General features: G+C 71.0%; 13 protein-coding genes. 9 read left to right on the top strand and 4 right to left on the bottom strand.

Annotated elements, in window-relative coordinates; genetic code table 11:
* Nucleotides 1-35: 35 nt before the first annotated feature.
* Together ENC19_RS20770 and ENC19_RS20765 are read right to left on the bottom strand one after the other, a co-directional pair.
* Entirely contained in the window at nucleotides 36-2,087 is a 2,052-nt protein-coding gene (locus ENC19_RS20770; protein ID WP_164448782.1) for a S8 family serine peptidase, read from the bottom strand.
* A 224-nt stretch (nucleotides 2,088-2,311) separates the two neighbouring features.
* A complete protein-coding gene (locus tag ENC19_RS20765) occupies nucleotides 2,312-3,772 on the bottom strand; it encodes a CCA tRNA nucleotidyltransferase (protein ID WP_164448781.1) in 1,461 nt (486 codons plus the stop codon).
* A 125-nt stretch (nucleotides 3,773-3,897) separates the two neighbouring features.
* Between ENC19_RS20765 and murJ the strand changes: the two genes are divergently transcribed.
* The 7 genes from murJ (at nucleotide 3,898) to ENC19_RS20730 (ending at nucleotide 12,409) form a co-directional block, all read left to right on the top strand.
* Entirely contained in the window at nucleotides 3,898-5,643 is a 1,746-nt protein-coding gene (gene murJ, locus ENC19_RS20760; RefSeq protein ID WP_164448780.1) for a murein biosynthesis integral membrane protein MurJ, read from the top strand.
* 440 nt (nucleotides 5,644-6,083) lie between these two features.
* Entirely contained in the window at nucleotides 6,084-7,682 is a 1,599-nt protein-coding gene (locus tag ENC19_RS20755; protein ID WP_164448779.1) for a protein kinase family protein, read from the top strand.
* A gap of 34 nt (nucleotides 7,683-7,716) precedes the next feature.
* Nucleotides 7,717-8,457, top strand: a complete 741-nt coding sequence (gene sigM / locus ENC19_RS20750; RefSeq protein ID WP_164448778.1) for an RNA polymerase sigma factor SigM — start codon at nucleotides 7,717-7,719, stop codon at nucleotides 8,455-8,457.
* Between the two features lie 97 nt (nucleotides 8,458-8,554).
* The gene (locus tag ENC19_RS20745; protein ID WP_408058090.1) at nucleotides 8,555-9,559 is read left to right on the top strand and encodes a hypothetical protein; all 1,005 of its coding nucleotides are present in this window, start codon (nucleotides 8,555-8,557) and stop codon (nucleotides 9,557-9,559) included.
* 174 nt (nucleotides 9,560-9,733) lie between these two features.
* Complete coding sequence (gene trxB, locus ENC19_RS20740; protein ID WP_164448777.1) at nucleotides 9,734-10,684, top strand: thioredoxin-disulfide reductase; 951 nt, start codon at nucleotides 9,734-9,736, stop codon at nucleotides 10,682-10,684.
* Nucleotides 10,685-10,712: 28 nt separating this feature from the next.
* Nucleotides 10,713-11,036: a thioredoxin gene (gene trxA / locus ENC19_RS20735; protein ID WP_164448776.1), complete on the top strand. Its 324-nt coding sequence runs from the start codon at nucleotides 10,713-10,715 to the stop codon at nucleotides 11,034-11,036.
* 206 nt (nucleotides 11,037-11,242) lie between these two features.
* Nucleotides 11,243-12,409 carry an N-acetylmuramoyl-L-alanine amidase gene (locus ENC19_RS20730; RefSeq protein WP_164448775.1) on the top strand — a complete coding sequence of 389 codons (1,167 nt, stop codon included), beginning with the start codon at nucleotides 11,243-11,245 and terminating at the stop codon, nucleotides 12,407-12,409.
* Nucleotides 12,410-12,471: 62 nt separating this feature from the next.
* Here ENC19_RS20730 and ENC19_RS20725 read toward each other — a convergent pair whose 3' ends face one another.
* Entirely contained in the window at nucleotides 12,472-13,137 is a 666-nt protein-coding gene (locus ENC19_RS20725) for a GNAT family N-acetyltransferase (RefSeq protein WP_164448774.1), read from the bottom strand.
* A gap of 292 nt (nucleotides 13,138-13,429) precedes the next feature.
* Between ENC19_RS20725 and ENC19_RS20720 the strand changes: the two genes are divergently transcribed.
* Nucleotides 13,430-14,743 (top strand): aminotransferase-like domain-containing protein, encoded by a 1,314-nt coding sequence (locus tag ENC19_RS20720; RefSeq protein WP_164448773.1) that lies wholly within the window; start codon nucleotides 13,430-13,432, stop codon nucleotides 14,741-14,743.
* 8 nt (nucleotides 14,744-14,751) lie between these two features.
* On the top strand, nucleotides 14,752-15,741 hold the full coding sequence (locus ENC19_RS20715) for a D-alanine--D-alanine ligase family protein (protein ID WP_164448772.1): 990 nt from the start codon (nucleotides 14,752-14,754) through the stop codon (nucleotides 15,739-15,741).
* Nucleotides 15,742-16,003: 262 nt separating this feature from the next.
* Here the strand turns inward: ENC19_RS20715 and ENC19_RS20710 are convergent, their stop codons facing one another.
* Entirely contained in the window at nucleotides 16,004-17,125 is a 1,122-nt protein-coding gene (locus tag ENC19_RS20710; RefSeq protein WP_164448771.1) for a prolipoprotein diacylglyceryl transferase, read from the bottom strand.
* Nucleotides 17,126-18,491 lie beyond the last annotated feature (1,366 nt).

Here is an 18,491-nt window from a genome sequence, read left to right as displayed (position 1 = left end):
TGCTCCGGCGGGCGCCGGGAGAGGTCAGATACTGGTCAGGCGGCGGAGACGGTGAACTTCTCACCCTTGCCCAGCCCCAGTTCGAAGGCCGTCCACCTGATCGTCTTGTTCGAGATGAGGTTGCTCGTACCGGACGTCCCGGCGGAGACCGCCTGGCCGTCGCTGGCCCGGAAGAAGACAGTTCCGTCGCCGTTGTAGTCCACGAAGTCGAAGGTCTGCCAGAGTCCGAGCGTCGTGCTGCTGGCGATCAGCGGCTTGGTGCCGCTGCTCGCCGCGGTGACGTACCGGCCGTTGGACAGCGCCTTGAGGCCGAAGAAACCGTCGCCCTGCTTGACGATCTGGAACTTCGCCGAGGTGGTGACGCTCGTACTGCTGGCGACCAGCGGTTTGGTGCTGCTGGCAGCCACCACGTACTTGTTGTTGGCCTTGGACCTGATGCTGATCACCGGCGCCGGTGCCTCGAGGGTGAACTTCTCGTTGGTGCCGATGCTGGTCCGGTTCGCCCGGAGCACCGCGGTGCCGGTCGTCGACGCCGTCACGTACTTCCCGTTGGTCTTGGCCTTGAGGCTGACCTTGCCGTCGGTGTGGTTCACGACTGTGAACTTGGCCGGGGTGACGATCGTCTTGTGGCTGGCGATCAGCGGCAGGGTGCCCTTGCTCGGTGCCACCACGTAGCGGCCGGTCTGCTTCGAGCGCAGCGCGACCAGGCCGTCGCCGGCGTTGACGATGTCGAACCGCTGCGCGGTACCCATGCTCGTGCCGTTGTTGACGAGCGCCTTCGTGGTGCTGGCGGCGGTGACGTACCGGCCGTTCGCGACGGCCTTCAAGCCGTACCCGTTGCGGACCGGGGTCACCGAACCCACGGTCAGCAGCCGGTCCATCGAACCCTTGGTGTCGTAGACCACCCCGGCGATGCCGGTGGTGACGATCCGGTCGCGTACCTGCTTCGGCGTCCAGGCGGGATTGGTGTGCAGCAGCAGAGCCGCCGCGCCCGCCACGTGCGGAGCCGCCATCGAGGTGCCGCTGAACCCGACACTGCCGGTGTTGCTGTCGTGCCGTGCCGAGACGATGCTGACGCCGGGGGCGAACACGTCGACGCACTTGCCGTAGTTCGAGAACCAGGCGCGCATGTCGACCCGGTCGGTCGCGCCCACGGTGATCGCGTCCGGTACCCGCGCCGGTGACGCCTTGCAGGCGTCCATCCAGGCGTTGCCGGCGGCGATGGCGTAGGTGACACCGGAGTCGATGGACCGCTTCACCGCCTCGTCGATCGACGGGATGGCCGTGACGTCACCCAGGCTCACGTTGGCCACGGCCGGCTTGCTGGCGTTCGTGGTCACCCAGTTGATGCCGGCGAGGACCTGTTCGGTGGTGCCGTAACCGTCGCAGTCGAGCACCCGTACGCCGACCAGCTTGACGCCCTTGGCCACCCCGTATGTCGCGCCCCCGACGGTGCCGGCGACGTGCGTGCCGTGGCCGTTGCAGTCCCCGTTCGCACCGGCCGGGTCCGCTTCCGGGTCGATGGCGTCGTAGCCCATGCTGGCTCGTCCACCGAAGTCCTGGTGCTTGACGTTGATGCCGGTGTCCAGGATGTAGGCGGTGACCTTGCTGCCGGTGTTCGGGTACTTGTATGTCTTGGTCAGCTTCGCGGAGGCCTGGTCCAGACGGTCGAGGCCCCAGGACGGCGGGTTGCTCTGCGTCGAGTTGGCCGACAGGCGCCGGACCGGCTCGACGTAGGCGACGGCGGGGTCGGCGGCCAGCCGCTCCGCCTGCTGCTGGTTGAGCGCGGCCGAGTAGCCCTTGAGGGCGTTGCCGAAGACCAGCCGGACGCTGCCACCGTTGGCGCGGCTCAACGCCGACGCGGTCGCCCGGACCGAGCTGTGCGTGGCCTCCCGGTCCTTGAGCACGACGATGTAACGGCCCGGCACGATGCCGGCTCCCGTCTTGCCGATCAGCTCGCGACGAGGTTGGTTGTCGGCCGGGGCCGCGGTCGCGGCACCGCCGGAGACGACGCCGATGATGGACGAGGCGGTGGCGAGGGCGAGCCCCGCCGCCGCCGAGCGGCGCAGTACGCCACGGCGTTTCACTAGGTGTTACCCCCGTCGGTCGTCGACCGTGTCCCATGGACGGTCGGACAAACATTGGATCGTCCGGCTCCGGCTGCCGAGCAGCGGACAGCGGACGTGCCAACATCATGAATGAGTACGGAGAGAGCCGCGTCAACCTTTCGGTCGAAACGTAAGCGTCTCGTCGTATCGACCGTCAGGCCTTGCGCATCCGAAGTGGACGAGCGTCGCCGATCAGGCTGCGGTCAGCCGACGATGCCCTCGTCGCGGGCCCAGCGCAGCAGCTCCGCCTCGGCCGTGTCACGATCCAGCGGCCCCCGCTCCAGCCGCAGGTCCTTCAGGTGCTTCCAGGCCCGTCCCACCACCGGCCCGGGCGGCACTCCGAGCAGCTCCATGATCGCGTTTCCGTCGAGGTCGGGCCGGACCCGGGCGAGATCCTCCTCGGCGGCGATCCGGGCGATCCGCTCCTCCAGCGCGTCGTAGTCCGCCGCCAGCTGGGCCGCCTTCCGCCGGTTGCGGGTCGTGCAGTCCGAGCGGGTCAGCTTGTGCAGCCGGGGCAGCAGGTCACCGGCGTCGGTGACGTACCGGCGCACCGCCGAATCCGTCCATTCGCCCCGGCCGTAGCCGTAGAAGCGCAGGTGCAGCCCGACCAGCGTGGTCACCTTCGCGGTGACGTCCTTGGGGTAGCGCAACGCCTTCATCCGCACCTTCGTCAACCGGGCGCCGACCACCTCGTGGTGGTGGAAGCTGACCCGCCCGTCCGGGCCGATCGCCTTGGTCGCCGGCTTGCCCACGTCGTGCATCAGCGCGGCCATCCGGAGCACGAAGTCCGGTCCGTCCTCCTCGTACGAGACGGCGTTGCTGACCACCGTGAGGGTGTGCTCGTAGACGTCCTTGTGTTGGGCGTGCTCGTCGATCTCCAGCTTGAGCCCGGTCAACTCGGGCAGGAAGCGCTCGGCCAGCCCGGTGTCGACGAGCAGCCGCAGGCCGGCGATCGGGTCTGCGCCACAGAGCAACTTGGTGAACTCGTCGCGGATCCGCTCGGCGGTGATCCGGTCCAGGTCGGTCGCCATCCTGGTCATCGCCGCCCGCACGTCCGGGTGCACCGCGAAGCGCAGCTGCGCGGCGAAACGGGCGGCCCGCAGCATCCGCAGCGGGTCGTCGCCGAAGGACTCGGCGGGCGTACCCGGGGTACGCACGATCTTCGCGGCCAGGTCGGCCAGCCCGCCGTACGGGTCGGTGAACCGGTGCTCCGGGACGCTCACCGCCATCGCGTTGACGGTGAAGTCCCGCCGGCGCAGGTCTTCCGCCAGGCTCGTGCCGTAGGCGACCACCGGGTTGCGGCTGACCTGGTCGTACGACTCGGCGCGGAAGGTGGTGATCTCCAGTCGCAGGCCACCGCGCTGGCAGCCGATGGTGCCGAACTCGCGGCCGGTCTCCCAGATCGCCTCGGCCCAGCCCCGCACGATGTCGAGCGTCTGGTCGGGGTGCGCGTCGGTGCAGAAGTCGAGATCCTCACCGAGCCGGCCGAGCAGGGCGTCGCGTACCGAACCACCCACGAGGTGCAGTTCGTGACCGGCGGCGGCGAATCGGCGGCCCAACTCGTCGGCCACCGGGGAGACCCGGAGCAGTTCGGCGACGGCGTTGCGCTGCGCGGCGGTGAGATCGCGGCGGTCGGTGGCGTGGGATGCGGCGGCTTCGGACATCGGATCCGCAGCCTATCGGTCCTGGCCGGCATCTCCTCCGCCGGGCGCGGGTAACGGTCGACGGTTGACTAAGGTCTGTGGCGTGCGGGCCGGTGCCGGCTCCGGCGTACCCCTTGGAGGCACAGATGAGCGGCGGGCTCTACCGCAGCGCGAACGCCCAGCAGGGCGGCGCGCCCGGCGGCCGGCCCGGTGACGGAGCCACGTTCATCTCCGCCGAACCGCTCAACCAGCCGGCGGCCGAGGCGGTCGCACCGCCGCAGGAGCAGGTGGCGGAGAGCAGCGTCGCCGCGAACAGCGCGATCATGGCGATCGGCAGCCTGGTCAGCCGGGGTACGGGCTTCCTCCGCAACCTCATGATCGGCGCGGCCCTCGGCAACCTGATCGGCAACGTCTTCACCACCGCCATGTTCCTGCCGCAGCAGGTGTACGAGTTCCTGCTCGGCGGCATCCTGACGAGCGTGCTCATTCCGGTGCTGGTCCGCCGGAGCAAGCTGGACTCCGACCGGGGTCAGGCGTACGCGCAGCGGCTGTTGACCCTGGCGGTGGTCGCGCTCGCCGCGACCGTGGCGATCGCCCTGATCGCGGCACCGGTGCTCACCAGCCTCTACGCCAGCGGCAAGGACGACGATTACACGGGCCTGGTCACCCGGCTGTCGTACCTGATGCTGCCGATGCTCTTCTTCACCGGCATCAGCGCGCTGATCGCGGCCATCCTGAACACTCGGGGCCACTTCGCGGCGCCGATGTGGGCGCCCATCCTGAACAACCTGGTCGCCATCGCCACCTTCGGCACGTACATCGTGGTCTTCGGCGCCCAGGCCCGGCAGCCCGCCGACGTGGGACTGAACCAGGTCCTCCTGATCGGTGGTGGGACGCTGCTCGGTGTGGCGGTGCAGGCCGCCGGTCTGCTGCCGGCGCTGCGCAAGGTCGGCTTCCGGTGGAAGCTGCGGTTCGACTTCCGGGAACTCGGACTGCGTGAACTGGCTCGACTCGGCGGCTGGATGTTCTGCTACGTGGCGGTCAACCAGCTCGGCCTCTTCGTGGTGGTCAACCTGCTGACCCGGGCGGCCGGCGAGGACAACGCCGGCCTGCTGATCTACAACAACGTCTTCCTGCTGCTGATGATGGCGCACGGCATCATCGCTGTCTCGATCATCACGGCGCTGATGCCCCGGATGAGTTCCGCTGCGGCCGACGGCCGCTTCCGCGACTTCACAAGCGACCTGAGCCGGGGTACGCGAACCGTCAGCGCCGTGCTCGCCCCGATCGCGGTCTGCTACGCGGTCTTGGCCACCCCGATCTCGGTGGTGGTCTTCCGCTACGGAGCCTTCAGCGATGACAATGCGGCCGCCACGTCGACCGTGCTGCTGGTCGCCGCGATCGGGTTGGTCCCTTTCGCGATCAGTCAGCTCTTCACCTTCGCCTTCTACGCGCTGCCGGACACCCGGATGCCGGCACTGATCAACATTCCGGTGGTGGCGCTGCGGGTAGGGGTGCAGATCGCGCTCTTCCTGATCTTCTCGCAGAGCTTCACGGCAGCCGGGATGATGATCGGCAACACGGTCTCCTACCTGGCCGCCGCCATCGCCTCGGCCTGGCTGCTGCGCCCCCGGGTCGGTCCGATCGGGCTGGGCGCGATCCTGCGTACTCTCGGCCGGGTGACCGTCGCCGCGCTCGGTGCCGCGCTGGTCGGCCTGCTGGTGGTCGCCCTGCTGCCCGGCGGCGACACGCCGACCTGGCTGGCGTCGATGGTGCAGCTGCTGGTTGGTGGGACGGTCATCGGGGGCACCTACCTCGGCCTGGCGACCGTGTTGCGGATCTCCGAGATCACCGAGGTGGTCGGCATGGTCCGCCGCCGGCTCGGCCGCTGAACCGTCCGGTCCGCCGTGCACCCAGCGTGACCAAGGATCACCAGGCTGGGGATGTACCTGTGGATAACTCCGCGCGCCGCCGCTCAACTGACGGATCGGCCTGTGGATAACCAACCGGACGGCCGAGTATGCCCGCCCGATTGACGGGGAATCCGGCGCTACCGAACTCGCCGACGCGACCGGTTCCGCCCCGGCCGGAGCCGATTGTGGTCAACCTCTAGATTGGCTGGTACATGTACCAGCAACGGGGCCGACAACGGGGCTAACGGGACGAGTCCGCCGACCGCCGACCTCGCCGCCACCTGACGGCGGGAAGATGACATGTCGGGGACCGGGCCATCCCGGGTAAGGTCGCACTCGACGGGTACGGCAGACACCGGCGCGCGGCACCCTGCTGCGACCGGCCGGCCGGTACCAGACGAAGGCGGAGCGGGAAGCAGATGCCCAGCAGCGCGGGTCCACCGATCGACACGATCACCGAGGGAGGACGGGTGACCCAGGTCGGCGAGGGTCAGGACGCGGACGAGACCACTCCGCCGGTCATGACCTTCGGTGCTCCGACGGCCGGTGAGATCCTCGCCGAACGTTACGAACTGGTCGAGCACATCAACAACGACAGCGCCGGCCGGTTGGTCTGGCGTGGGGTCGACGTCGTGCTGCGCCGGCCCGTCGCGGTCGTCATGCGCTACCCCGGCGGCGAGTCCGCCACCGAGATGCTTCAGGCCGCGGTCGCCGCCAGCCGGGTCGTACACCCCAACCTCGTCGGCGTGTACGACGCCATCGACGAGGCCGAGCGGGCCTACGTGGTGCGCGAATGGGTCGACGGTCAGTCGCTGCGGGACCTTGTCGCGGGTGGGCCGTTGGACGCCGCCCGCGCGACCGCCGTCGGTAACTCCGTCGCCAGCGCCCTGGCCGCCGTGCACGCCACCGGCATGGTGCACGGCAACGTGCACCCGGGCACGGTGATGATCAGCGATGACGGCCGGGTGGTGCTCGCGGACGCCCGTACCGACGGTGACGACAGCCAGGAGAGCGACGTCCGGGCCGTCGGCGGCATCCTCTACTTCGCGATGACCGGCTACTGGCCGCATACCGAGGCGCCACTGCGCGGTGCCACGGCCGGGCACGGACGGGCGGCCATTCCCGACGCGGTACGCGATGCCAACGGGGCGGTTGCGGCGCCCCGCCAGGTGCGGGCCGGTGTGCCGGCCTACCTGGACGACCTGACCATGGATCTGCTCGACGCCGAGATCGCCCCGCCCCCGTCGGACGTGCTGACGGCCGAGTTGGCCCGGCTCGACGTGCCCGACGACGACTACCTCGACAACGGCGGCCCGCTGCGGTTCGCCGGCGAGACCGGCGAGGAGCCGTCACCGTTGGCCGCGGCCGGCGGGCGCAAGGTCGCCCTGGGCATCGCCGGGCTGCTGGCGGTGGCCCTGATCGGGCTGCTGATCGGAATCAGCACCCTCGGCGACGACGACGGGGACCCGCAGACCAACCCGGTCGCGGCGCCGACGTCGAGCGCGCCGGTGAGCGAGGAGCCGGCAGCGCCGGCGGTCCGGAATCTCAAGATCAGCGATGCCCGGATCATCGACCCGGACAGCAGCAACCGGACCGAGGTGCGTGACGCCGAGAAGGTCTTCGACGGCGACCAGGACGAGGGCTGGTCCACCGAGACCTACAACCGCAGCAAGTTCGGCAACCTCAAGCGGGGCATGGGCGTCTGGATCGACCTCGGCACCGAGCGGACCGTGAAGTCGGTGCAGGTCAACCTCTCCGACCGGGGTGCCTCGGCGGAACTGCTCACCGGCACGACCAACGCCCCGTCGTCCAGTTCGGGCGACGACGAGGTGCTCACGGCGTACCTGAAGAACAAGATCGGGCAGCCCTTCGAGGAGCACGACGGCACCACGATGACCTTTGACGGCTTCGACGCCGACAAGAAGTACCGCTACCTGCTGTTCTGGATCACCGAGCTGCCGCCGAACGGTGGCGGTTTCAAGATCGGGGTGCAGGAGATCACGGTCCAGGGTTCATGAGACGTCAGCACGGCGGCTGCCACCGGGTCGGGTGATGGAGGTACGCGACGCCGGACGCGACCACACGGGCGCCGCTTCCGTGGAGGACACGGTCAGCGACCTCGATCTGCTGCGCGCCCACGTCTCCGGTGACCGGGACGCCTTCGGCGAGCTGTTCCGCCGGCACCGGGACCGGCTGTGGGCGGTCGCCCTGCGTACGCTCGGCGACCGTGAGGAGGCCGCGGACGCCCTGCAGGACGCGCTGCTGTCCGCCCATCGCGCGGCCGGCCGGTTCCGGGGTGACTCGGCGGTCACCACCTGGTTGCACCGGATCGTGGTCAACGCATGCCTCGACCGGATCCGCCGTCGGCGGGCCCACCCGACGGTGCCGCTGCCCGACGGGGTGCACGGCCCGGAGGATGGTCCGGCCACCGGCGGCGTGGAGCCGGCCGCACCGGTACCCGACCACGACACCGCGATGGTCGTCCGGGACGCCCTGGCCGCGTTGCCAGTCGAGCAGCGGGCCGCCCTCGTACTGGTGGACGTGCAGGGCTACCCGGTCGCCGAGGTCGCGCGGATCCTGGGCGTCGCCGAGGGGACGGTCAAGAGTCGCTGCGCTCGGGGCCGTGCCCGGCTCGCGGTCACGCTCGGCCACCTGCGGCCGGGCGCCGGGCCGGCGGGCGCTTCCCGCCCGGACGTGCCGGACGTCACCGGCGGGAACCCGAAGGAACCGTCGGGCGTCCGATCGGGGTCGGGGCGGTCCCGACCGACCGCCAACCAGCAGGAGGAAGCGTGAGCGCCGGGGAGTTCAGCGAGGTCGACCACGACCTGCTCGCCGACTACCTCGGCGGCGCGCTGGACGGCACCCCGAGCACGCTGAGATCGCCCGGCGGGTGGCGCAGGACCCGGCGTGGGCCCGCGCCCACGCCCTCCTGGCCCCGGCCGTCGACCGCGTCCAGGCCGAGTTGGTCGGCTGGGGTGAGCCGACGCTGGAGATTCCGCCGGAGATCACCGACCGGATCAGCGCTGCCCTCGCCGCTGCCGACCCACCCACCGCCGGGACCGCGCCGACGACGGCGGCTGCCGAGCACCCGGAGCGGGCACCAGCGGCCACCGGGGACGGGACTGCCGCCGTCACCGACCCCGGCCTGACGCCGGGCGGCGGGAAGGCGACCGTCGTACCGACCCAGCCGCTGGGTGGTCCCCGGCGGCCGGGTGGGCCGCCGCGTCCGGGGCAGGATCGGACCTCGTCGTCGCGGCCGGGGTCGCGACGACGCCGCTGGGCCCGGGTTGCCGGGCCGGTTGCTCTCGCCACCGCCGCCGTGGTCGGTCTGGGCGCGCTTCAACTGTTCCAGCCCGGCCGGGGGGGCGATGTCGCCACCGACACCGCCCTGGACGATCGGGTCGTCAGTCCCGCGGTGCCGCACGCGCTCCCGCAGGACTCCGGGGGCCGGCAGGAGACGAAGTCGGCGCCCGAACGTGCCGCCGCAGCGAGCGGTGCTCCCTACCGGGTCCTCGGCTCCCCGCAGCGCAGCGCCACCGACTACACGCCGGAGGCGCTGGCCCGCCTGACGCCGAGCATCCGGCAGTTCTCCAGCGACGGTGGTCCGGGGGTCGGCACCGAGAACCAGGAACGCCTAGGCCCGGCCGGTCCGGACGCTCTGGCCCGGCTCGGCGACCAGACGGCGCTGAGTGCCTGCCTCGCGGAGGTCGGTGCGGAGCACGGCGGCGGACCGCTGGTCTTCGACGTCGTCGAGTACGCCCGCTTCCAGGGGATGCCGGCGCTGGTTCTCCAGTTCACCGATGCCTCCGGCACGAGCTGGGCGTGGGTCAGCGGCCCGGAGTGCGGGGTACCCGGGTCCGGCTCGGACGCCCGTTACCGTACGCGGGTAGGGTGATCCTGCGGTCGCCGGACTTTTGACCGTCCACGTGACCTGACCCACCGGGTGACCGGCTCGGGAATTCCCGCTTCGTACGATGACGTTCTGCACATCAGTTGCCGCCGCGTCGGCACTCGGATCGGCATCGGCGGGTACGCCGGTGACGACAGTCAACACGATTGGGAGACGGCAGTGGACGAGGTCCGCAACCTGGTCATCATCGGCTCCGGGCCGGCCGGTTACACGGCGGCGGTCTACGCGGCGCGTGCCAACCTCAAGCCACTGGTGATCGAGGGGGTGCAGTCCGGCGGCGCCCTGATGACCACCACCGAGGTGGAGAACTTCCCCGGCTTCGCCGACGGCATTCTCGGCCCCGAGCTGATGGACAACATGCGCAAGCAGGCCGAGCGGTTCGGCGCCGAGTTCCTGACCGACGACGTCACCCGGGTCGAGCTGACCGACACCGGTCACCCCGGTGCGGTGAGCACCGTCTGGGTCGGCGAGACCGCGTACCGCGCCCGGGCCGTGATCCTCGCCACGGGTTCCGCCTGGCGCCCGCTCGGCGTGCCCGGTGAGCAGGAGTACCTCGGCCACGGCGTCTCCTCCTGCGCCACCTGCGACGGCTTCTTCTTCCGCAACCAGCACATCGTGGTCGTCGGTGGCGGCGACTCGGCCATGGAGGAAGCAAGCTTCCTGACCCGCTTCGCCGACTCGGTGACGATCCTGCACCGCCGGGACACGTTCCGGGCCAGCAAGATCATGGCGGAGCGGGCACTGAGCAACGACAAGATCAAGGTCGAGTGGAACACCGTGGTGGAGGAGGTGCTCGGCGCGGACGGCAAGGTTTCCGGCGTACGGGTGCGCAACGTCCACACCGGCGAGGCCAAGGTGCTCGACGTCACCGGCGTGTTCGTGGCGATCGGTCACGACCCACGCAGCGAACTGTTCCGTGGCCAGGTGGAGCTGGACGACGAGGGGTACGTGCAGGTGCAGGCCCCCAGCACCCGGACCAGCATTCCCGGTGTCTTCGCCGCCGGTGACCTGGTCGACCACACGTACCGGCAGGCGATCACCGCGGCCGGGACCGGCTGCGCGGCCGCCCTGGACGCGGAACGCTTCATCGCCACGCTGCCCAAGGGCTGAAGACACAACGCAGGAGGAGGGGTCAACAGTGGGAGCAACGAAGTCGGTCACCGACGCGAGCTTCGCCGCGGACGTGCTCAAGTCCGACAAGCCGGTTCTGGTGGATTTCTGGGCCGAGTGGTGCGGGCCGTGCCGCAAGGTGTCGCCACTGCTGGAGGAGATCGCCGGCGAGATGGGCGACCAGGTCAGCATTGTCAAGCTCAACATCGACGAGAACCCGGAGACCGCCCGGACGTACCGGGTGATGTCGGTGCCGACCCTCACCGTGTTCAAGAACGGTGAGCCGGTGCAGTCGATCGCCGGCGCCAAGCCCAAGGGCGAACTGGTCAAGCTGATCGAATCGGCGCTCTGACCCCCAGCGACGACGTCGCCGTCGACCCCGTGCCGGGCCCACCGGCACGGGGTCGACGCGTTTTTCGCCGCCCACCACCCCAGCGGATCGGTGAGCGCATAACCTCGAACCGGGGCCGCCGGACGCCGGTGAGCACCTGGTCCCCGCCCACGGCGGCAACCGTCGGCGGGGCCCGGCAGCCACCGACCGTGCAGAGGGGGTCGTGCGTGCGTCCGATCCGTCCCGGTGACCGGGGACCCGCGGTGACCGAGATCCGCGCGGTGTTGACCGGTCTCGACCTGCTGTCGAAGGCGACCGGCCCGCACAGCGACGAGTTCGACCCGGCGACCGAACGGGCGGTCCGCGCGTTCCAGCAGTCGCGAGGACTCAGCGTCGACGGTCGGGTCGGTGCGGAGACCTGGCGGGCCCTCGACGCCGCCCGCTGGCGGCTGGGCGCCCGCACCCTCTACCACGCGGTACCGGTGCCGCTCACCGGCGAGGATGTCCGGTCGCTCCAGGAGCGGCTGCTGGAGATGGGATACGACACCGGCCGGGCCGACGCCATCTACGGCATCCGCACCTCCCGGGCGGTGGCCCAGTTCCAGCGTGAGGTGGGACTGGTCCCGGACGGCACCTGCGGCCCGCACACCATGGGTGCCCTGCGCCGGCTGGGCCGCAAGGTGGTCGGCGGCCGGCCGCAGTGGTTGCGCGAGTCCGACGCCATCCGGCAGTCAGGCCCGACCCTGGTCGGTCGGACCGTGGTCATCGACCCGGGCCACGGCGGAACCGACCCGGGGGTGGTGGTGGTGGACGGCCCGCTGCGCTGGACCGAGGCGGATCTGATGCACGATCTGGCCAGCCGGCTCGAAGGCCGCCTCGCCGCGGCCGGGGTACGGGTCCAACTCACCCGGGGACCGTCGCCGGAGACCTGCCTGCCCGACATCGACCGGGCGCAACTGGCCAACTCGCTCGGCGCCGACGTGTTCATCTCGCTGCACACCGACGGCCATGCCAACCCGATGGCCGAGGGCGTCGCCACGTACCACTACGGCACCGACAACGGGGTCACCTCGGCGACCGGTGAACGGCTGGCCGGGCTGGTCCAGCGGGAGATCGTGGCGCGCACCGGGCTGCGGGACTGCCGTACCCACGCCAAGGCGTGGGACCTGCTCCGGATCACCCGGATGCCGGCGGTCCGGGTCGAGGTCGGCTACCTCACCTCGCCGACGGACCGGGAACGGCTGATCGCTCCCCGGTTCCGGGACAAGCTGGTCGAGGCGATGGTGGCCGCGGTGCAGCGGATGTACCTGCCGATCGAACGCGACGTGCCGACCGGCTCGATCGACGTCAGCGAACTGCGGGCGGCGGTCGCCGCCGGCACCGTGGTGGACTGAGCGGCCCGCCCGATTCGGGCGCGGACGTCCGGCCGGGTGCCGGTGCCGTCGACGCCGGCCGGTCAGCCGGTCGTGGAGCGGGTGGCAGGTGTCGGTCGGACCGGACGCAGCAACGTCTCCGGGCTCATCGAGCCGAGCAGCTTCTCCAGCGCGTACTCGACGTCGGACTTCCAGCTCAGCGCCGTCCGCAGCTCCAGCCGTAGCCGGGGGAACTGCGGATGCGGGCGAACCGTCTTGAAGCCCACCGAGAGGAAGAAGTCGGCAGGTGCCACGCACGCTCCGTCCGGATCGGCGGAGTCACCGAACTTCGCGTCGCCGAACGCCTCGATCGCCTTGATCCCGCGCTTGGTCAGATCGCGGGCCACCCCCTGCACCAGCATTCGGCCGAGGCCGCCGCCGGCGAACGCGGGCACCACGTTCGCGGTCATCAGCAGCGCCGCGTCGGCGGAGACCGGAGACGTCGGAAAGGCCATCGACCGGGGCACGTAGGCCGGCGGGGCGTACATCACGAATCCGGCAGGCATCCCGTCTACGTAGATCAGCTTGCCGCAGGAACCCCATTCGAGCAGCGTCTGCGAGACCCACGCCTCCTTCTCCAGGCCAGGGTCGCCAGCGGCACAGGCGCGGTCCGCGGAAACCGGGTCAAGCTCCCAGTACACACACTGACGGCAGGGCCGGGGCAGGTCCTCCAGGGTGTCCAGGGTCAGGCTGACCAGACGTCGCGACATTGGCGCTTCCCCACACTAGGCTCGGAGGTGGGACCGGCCCGGACGGCACCGCCGGTGTTCCTGCCCCCGACGAGCGATCGTACGCCGCCGGTCGGCGACTGGGGAGGGTAAGCGTGAACGTGCACCTCAGGGGTGCCGGCTCGGGGTCCGGGATGTGGACGCACGAATAATCAGGGGCGCATAGGGGTGTGCAAGGCGGCTACGATCGACATTCGGCGCGCCGTACGCCATGGTCGCCGGTGTCCTGGGTATCCGGGACCGGAGCCGTCCGAGCAGCCATCGAGGTGATGTGATGACCGGCACGACACTCGACGACTACACCGACCGGTACGCCCGCCGGGTGCGGGGCATGACGGCGTCGGAGATCAGGGCCCTGTTCGCCGTCGCCAGCCGACCGGAGGTCGTCTCCCTCGCCGGTGGCGCGCCGTACATCGCCGCACTGCCGCTGGATGCCGTCGGCGAGATGCTCGGTCGGCTCGGCGCCGAGCACGGCAGCACCACCCTGCAGTACGGCATCGGTCAGGGCACCCTGGAGCTGCGTGAGCGGATCTGCGAGGTGATGGCCCTCTCCGGCATCGACGCCGCCTGTGGTGCCTCCCCGGAGGACGTGGTGGTGACCGTCGGTGGGCAGCAGGCGCTCGACCTGGTGGCCCGTCTCTTCCTGGACCCGGGTGACGTGGTGCTCGCCGAGGGGCCGACCTACGTCGGCGCACTCGGGGTGTTCCAGGCCGCCCAGGCGCAGGTCGTGCACGTGCCGATGGACGACGACGGGTTGATCCCGGCCGCGCTGGAACTCGCCATCGCGGAGCAGGCCCGGGCCGGACGGCGGGTCAAGTTCCTCTACACCATCCCCACCTTCCAGAACCCGACCGGCGTGACGCTCACCGAGCAGCGGCGGGAACAGGTCCTCGACATCTGCGAGCGCGCCGGGCTGCTGGTGGTCGAGGACGACCCGTACGGCCAGTTGGGCTTCGAGAGCGAGGCACCCGCGCCGCTGCGGGCGCGGCGGCGGGACGGGGTCTTCTACCTCAGCACCTTCTCCAAGACGTTCGCGCCAGGGCTGCGGGTCGGCTGGATCCTCGCGCCACACGCGGTGCGTGACAAGCTGGTGATCGCCAGCGAGGCACAGATCCTCTGTCCCAGCGCGTACGCGCAGGCCGCCGTCAGCACGTACCTCGGCACCATGCCCTGGCGCGAGCAGCTGAAGGTCTACCGGGAGGTCTACCGGGAGCGGCGGGACGCGATGCTCACGGCACTTGAGGACCTGATGCCGGCCGGCACCCGCTGGACCGTGCCCGGCGGCGGGCTGTTCGTCTGGGCCACGCTGCCCGACGGGCTGGACTCGAAGGCAATGATGCCCCGGGCCATCGCCGCGCGGGTCGCGTACGTGCCCGGCACCGGTTTCTACGCCGACGGCAGCGGCAACGGCCACATGCGGCTGAACTTCTCGTTCCCGCCACCGGAGCGGATCCGGGAGGGCGTCCGCCGGTTGGCCAGCGTGATGGAACAGGACATCGCCATGCGGCGGGTGTTCGGTGCGGTGGGCGGGGCCGGCGCCCGGCGAGGCAGGACCGGCTGGGACGCGCCAGGACCAGACTTGGCATGATGCCCGGCATGGGTGTCACCGCTGCCGAAGAACCCGCCGTGTCGGGCCCCGAGACCACCGATCTCCACGTGCTCGTGCTCGCCGGTGGCCTGTCGTACGAGCGTGACGTGTCGCAGCGCTCGGGCCGCCGGGTGCTCGATGCGCTGCGCGCCGTCGGGATGCAGGCCGAACTGCGCGACGCCGACGTCGCCCTGCTGCCGGCCCTTGTCGCTGATCCGCCCGACGCCGTGGTGATCGCCCTGCACGGCGCCACCGGCGAGGACGGGTCGTTGCGCGGGGTGCTGGATCTGTGCGGCGTGCCGTACGTCGGCTGTGACGCCCGGGCGTCCCGTCTCGCCTGGGACAAGCCGTCGGCGAAGGCCGTGCTCCGGGAGGCCGGCATCGCCACTCCCGACTGGGTCGCTCTGCCACACGACCGGTTCAGCGAACTCGGCGCGGTGGCCGTGCTGGACCGCATCGTCGACCGGTTGGGGCTGCCGCTCATGGTGAAGCCGGCCCAGGGCGGTTCCGGACTGGGCGCCGCCGTGGTCCGGGATGCGGCGTCGCTGCCGGCTGCCATGGTGGGTTGTTTCGCGTACGACTCGACGGCGCTCGTCGAGCGATACGTTCCCGGCATGGACGTGGCCGTCTCCGTCGTCGACCTCGGCGACGGCCCGCAGGCGCTACCGGCGGTGGAGATCGTGCCCCGCAACGGGGTGTACGACTACGCGGCCCGTTACACCGCGGGCCGGACGACCTGGCACACCCCGGCCCGCCTGGAGCCCACGGTCGCCGAATCGGTGGCCCAGGTCGCCCTGGCCGCCCACACCGCCCTCGGCCTGCGTGACCTCAGTCGGGTCGACCTGATCGTCGACTCGACCGGTCAGCCACACGTGCTCGAGGTCAACGTCTCGCCGGGCATGACCGAGACGTCGCTGTTGCCGCTCGCGGTACAGGCCGCCGGTCTCGACTTCGGCGGCATGATCGGCAACCTGGTCGCCCGCGCCGCGGCCCGCTGATTCCCCCACCCGGCAGGCCGCCCACCGTCTGAACTCGGGTCCCCGTCCGCAAGGAGCGGCGGAGTCGACTCGGCGGTCCCCGCCGCGCTGGCCCACAAGGCCGTCGGTGACGGCGTCATCGCCTCCCGGCCGCAGTGTCGATGCGGTCGCGGGTGCGGGGGCAGTGCCGGTCCGACGCCGTCGTGCACCAGCCGGATCGCCGGCGGACCTGGGGCTCATTCGGGTGCCGGAGGTGCCGAGGTGCGGCACGGTCCCTCCGGCCCTATCGCTGCCCGCCCCCGGAGCCCGGCTTACCGGATGACGCCGGCCGGCCAACGTCCGGGGTTTCCGCCTGAGCGTGCTCCGGCTCCGCCGCATCGACTCTGCGTCCGCTGCCAGTGCCTGCGGGGCTCTCGGTGTCTGCGGTGGTCTCGCTGGATGCAGGGCTCTCGGTGTCCGGGGTGGTTTCGGCGGCTGGGGCGGTCTCGGTGCCCGGGGTGGTATCGAGCTGCGAGACCTCTCTGACGTTCCCGGACTTCGACCCTGGGACTGTGGCCCCGGAAACCGGCTGCGTCGTTCGTTCAGGGCGAGCCGCCTCGGCCGCGTCCGCTCCCGTCTCCCGCTGCGGTGTCGCGTCGCTCGCCGCGTCCGGTGCCGCGTCGCTCGCAGGAACCGCAACCGGCGCGTCTGGCGACTCCGCGCTGACACCAGCGCCCGGAGTATCGGGTGGCTCGGCCGTCTCGCCGATGGCGTCCAGCAGCGACCCTCCCTCTGCCGGCTTCGTCTCGGTCGGCGAGGCCGACTGCGCGGCCAGACTGGACGGCGCCTGCCACTGGATGCGGGGCGGTTCGGCTAGTGGCCGCCCACCGAACTCGGCGAGCCAGGCCGCCACGAGCGCGAGGTTCTCCCGCCACTGCTCCTCGGAGATCGGCGGCAGAATCGAGTCCCAGAGCGAGAGGAAGGTGCCACGGAGCTGGAGCCGACCGTACGGTCGGGCGAGGAACCACATGTGGAGGTGGGCGGACCCGTCGCCCCACCGGTTGACGTGGACGCGCGCCACGCCGTCCAGCGACCGGATGGCCCGTTCGAGCCGTACCGTCATCACGCCCAACTCGGCGGCGAGCAGGTTCGGTAGGTCACCGAGGTCGAGGTGCGACCGCGACTCCAGAATGAGGACCATGGGCAGCCCGGTCGGTCGATCCATGGCCCGCACGCGCCATCGTTCACCGACCCAGATGTAGGCCTCGTCGGGCGCCTGGCAGGCAGTGCATTCCCGGTGAGCCTCACCCTTGCGCGGTGGCTCGACAGGGACCGGGTCGGCGAGTGGCTTGACCCGGAGGTCACCTTCGAACGGGAAGGACGGCCACTGGGTGAAGTCCGGGACTGAGGGAGGGGTGTCGTGCACGACGCTGACCCTAACCGAGTCTGGGACCAGTGTCCCTACCCGAATCGGGTTCGACTCTTAGGCGGGCTCGAATGGCGGGACCGAACCGCCGAACGGTTCTCCCCAGAGTTATCCACAGGCGGCCGGGTAACGGCATCCCTACCGATGTCCCCGTTCGACAAGGGGTTTCGGCCTGTGTTTCACGTGAAACGGCTCGGCCCTGTGGACAACTGATGTGGATAACAATGACGCCGCGCAGTCCCGGCGTGGCCGGCAGTGGGTAGGCCGGGCGACCGGTCGGGCGCCGCGCCAGTGAAGCCGGGCCGCTCCACTGTTTCACGTGAAACAGTGGAGCGCCGATGGGCAGGGCGTGGGCAGACTGACACCGCTGGCCGCGCTCGTGAACCATCCCGCCGTTCAGCGACCGAGTTCCTGACTTGGGCCAACACCCGGCTCACCCGCGGGTTGAATGGCCACTTGACGTCCGGCGCCCTCTCCGCCTTCCTGGGCGGCGCCACCGGGCGGACCTCGGCTACCGCCGGGACCGGGGGTGACGGGTCGCGGAACACGTCTCAGGCGTATGAGCGTCCGGGCAGGGCGCTCAGCGGGAAGGCCGGCGGCCAGACGGCGGGCGACTCCCCCGCAGGGGCGGCCGAGCAGACACCGATGGGACGGCTGGACGCCCCTGCGGAACATCCACGGGTAAGGCGGGGGACGGTCCGGCGGGCTGTCAGCGGACAGGCAAGGTCGACCCGACACCCGATGACCGTCAGCGGACAGGCGGGGATCGACCCGACACCGGCGGCCAGGCGAGTGCCGCGCAAGTTGGGCGACGGACTCACGCTGTCGACGCTCGATCGGCGCCGACGGGTGCCGGCGACCAGTACGGGCCAACGGCCCAAGAGGGTGCCTAGTCAGGCAGACCCTCACCGAGGCACACCTGGCGACGCCTCGTCGTTAAGCGGCGGACACCCGGCTGGGCCGGAGCCGTTTCACGTGAAACGCCACCGCTTCGGCACCTGCCGGCTACCCGGTCACCGCTGCGAAAGTCCACCGGGCGGCGGACCTGGCCGGGATTCTGCTCCGGCTTCGGTCGAGCGGTATCCCTGCCTCGAACCACCCGGTGGTCGGCAGGCCCGTGTCTCGTCCGCCCCCGATTCGACGCCTGCCCGTTCGCAACGGTCCGCCGTGGCGGCCGTCCGCGACGGCACCAAGCGAGGACGGGCAGCCCTCGTCGGTCAGCGAGCCGGCACCACGTGGCGGTCCTGGCGATCCAGTGCTCGACGGCAGCCCGACCACCGCGAGCACCTCCGCTCGATGTCGGACCCCGGCTGCCGGTCACAGCTTGCGGTAGGTCGCGCCGTAGCTCCGGTCTGAGGGTCCGACA

The organism is Verrucosispora sioxanthis (assembly GCF_010560025.1).
Classification (GTDB): Bacteria; Actinomycetota; Actinomycetes; order Mycobacteriales; family Micromonosporaceae; genus Micromonospora; species Micromonospora palythoicola.
This window is presented reverse-complemented; position numbering and strand designations above follow the sequence as displayed.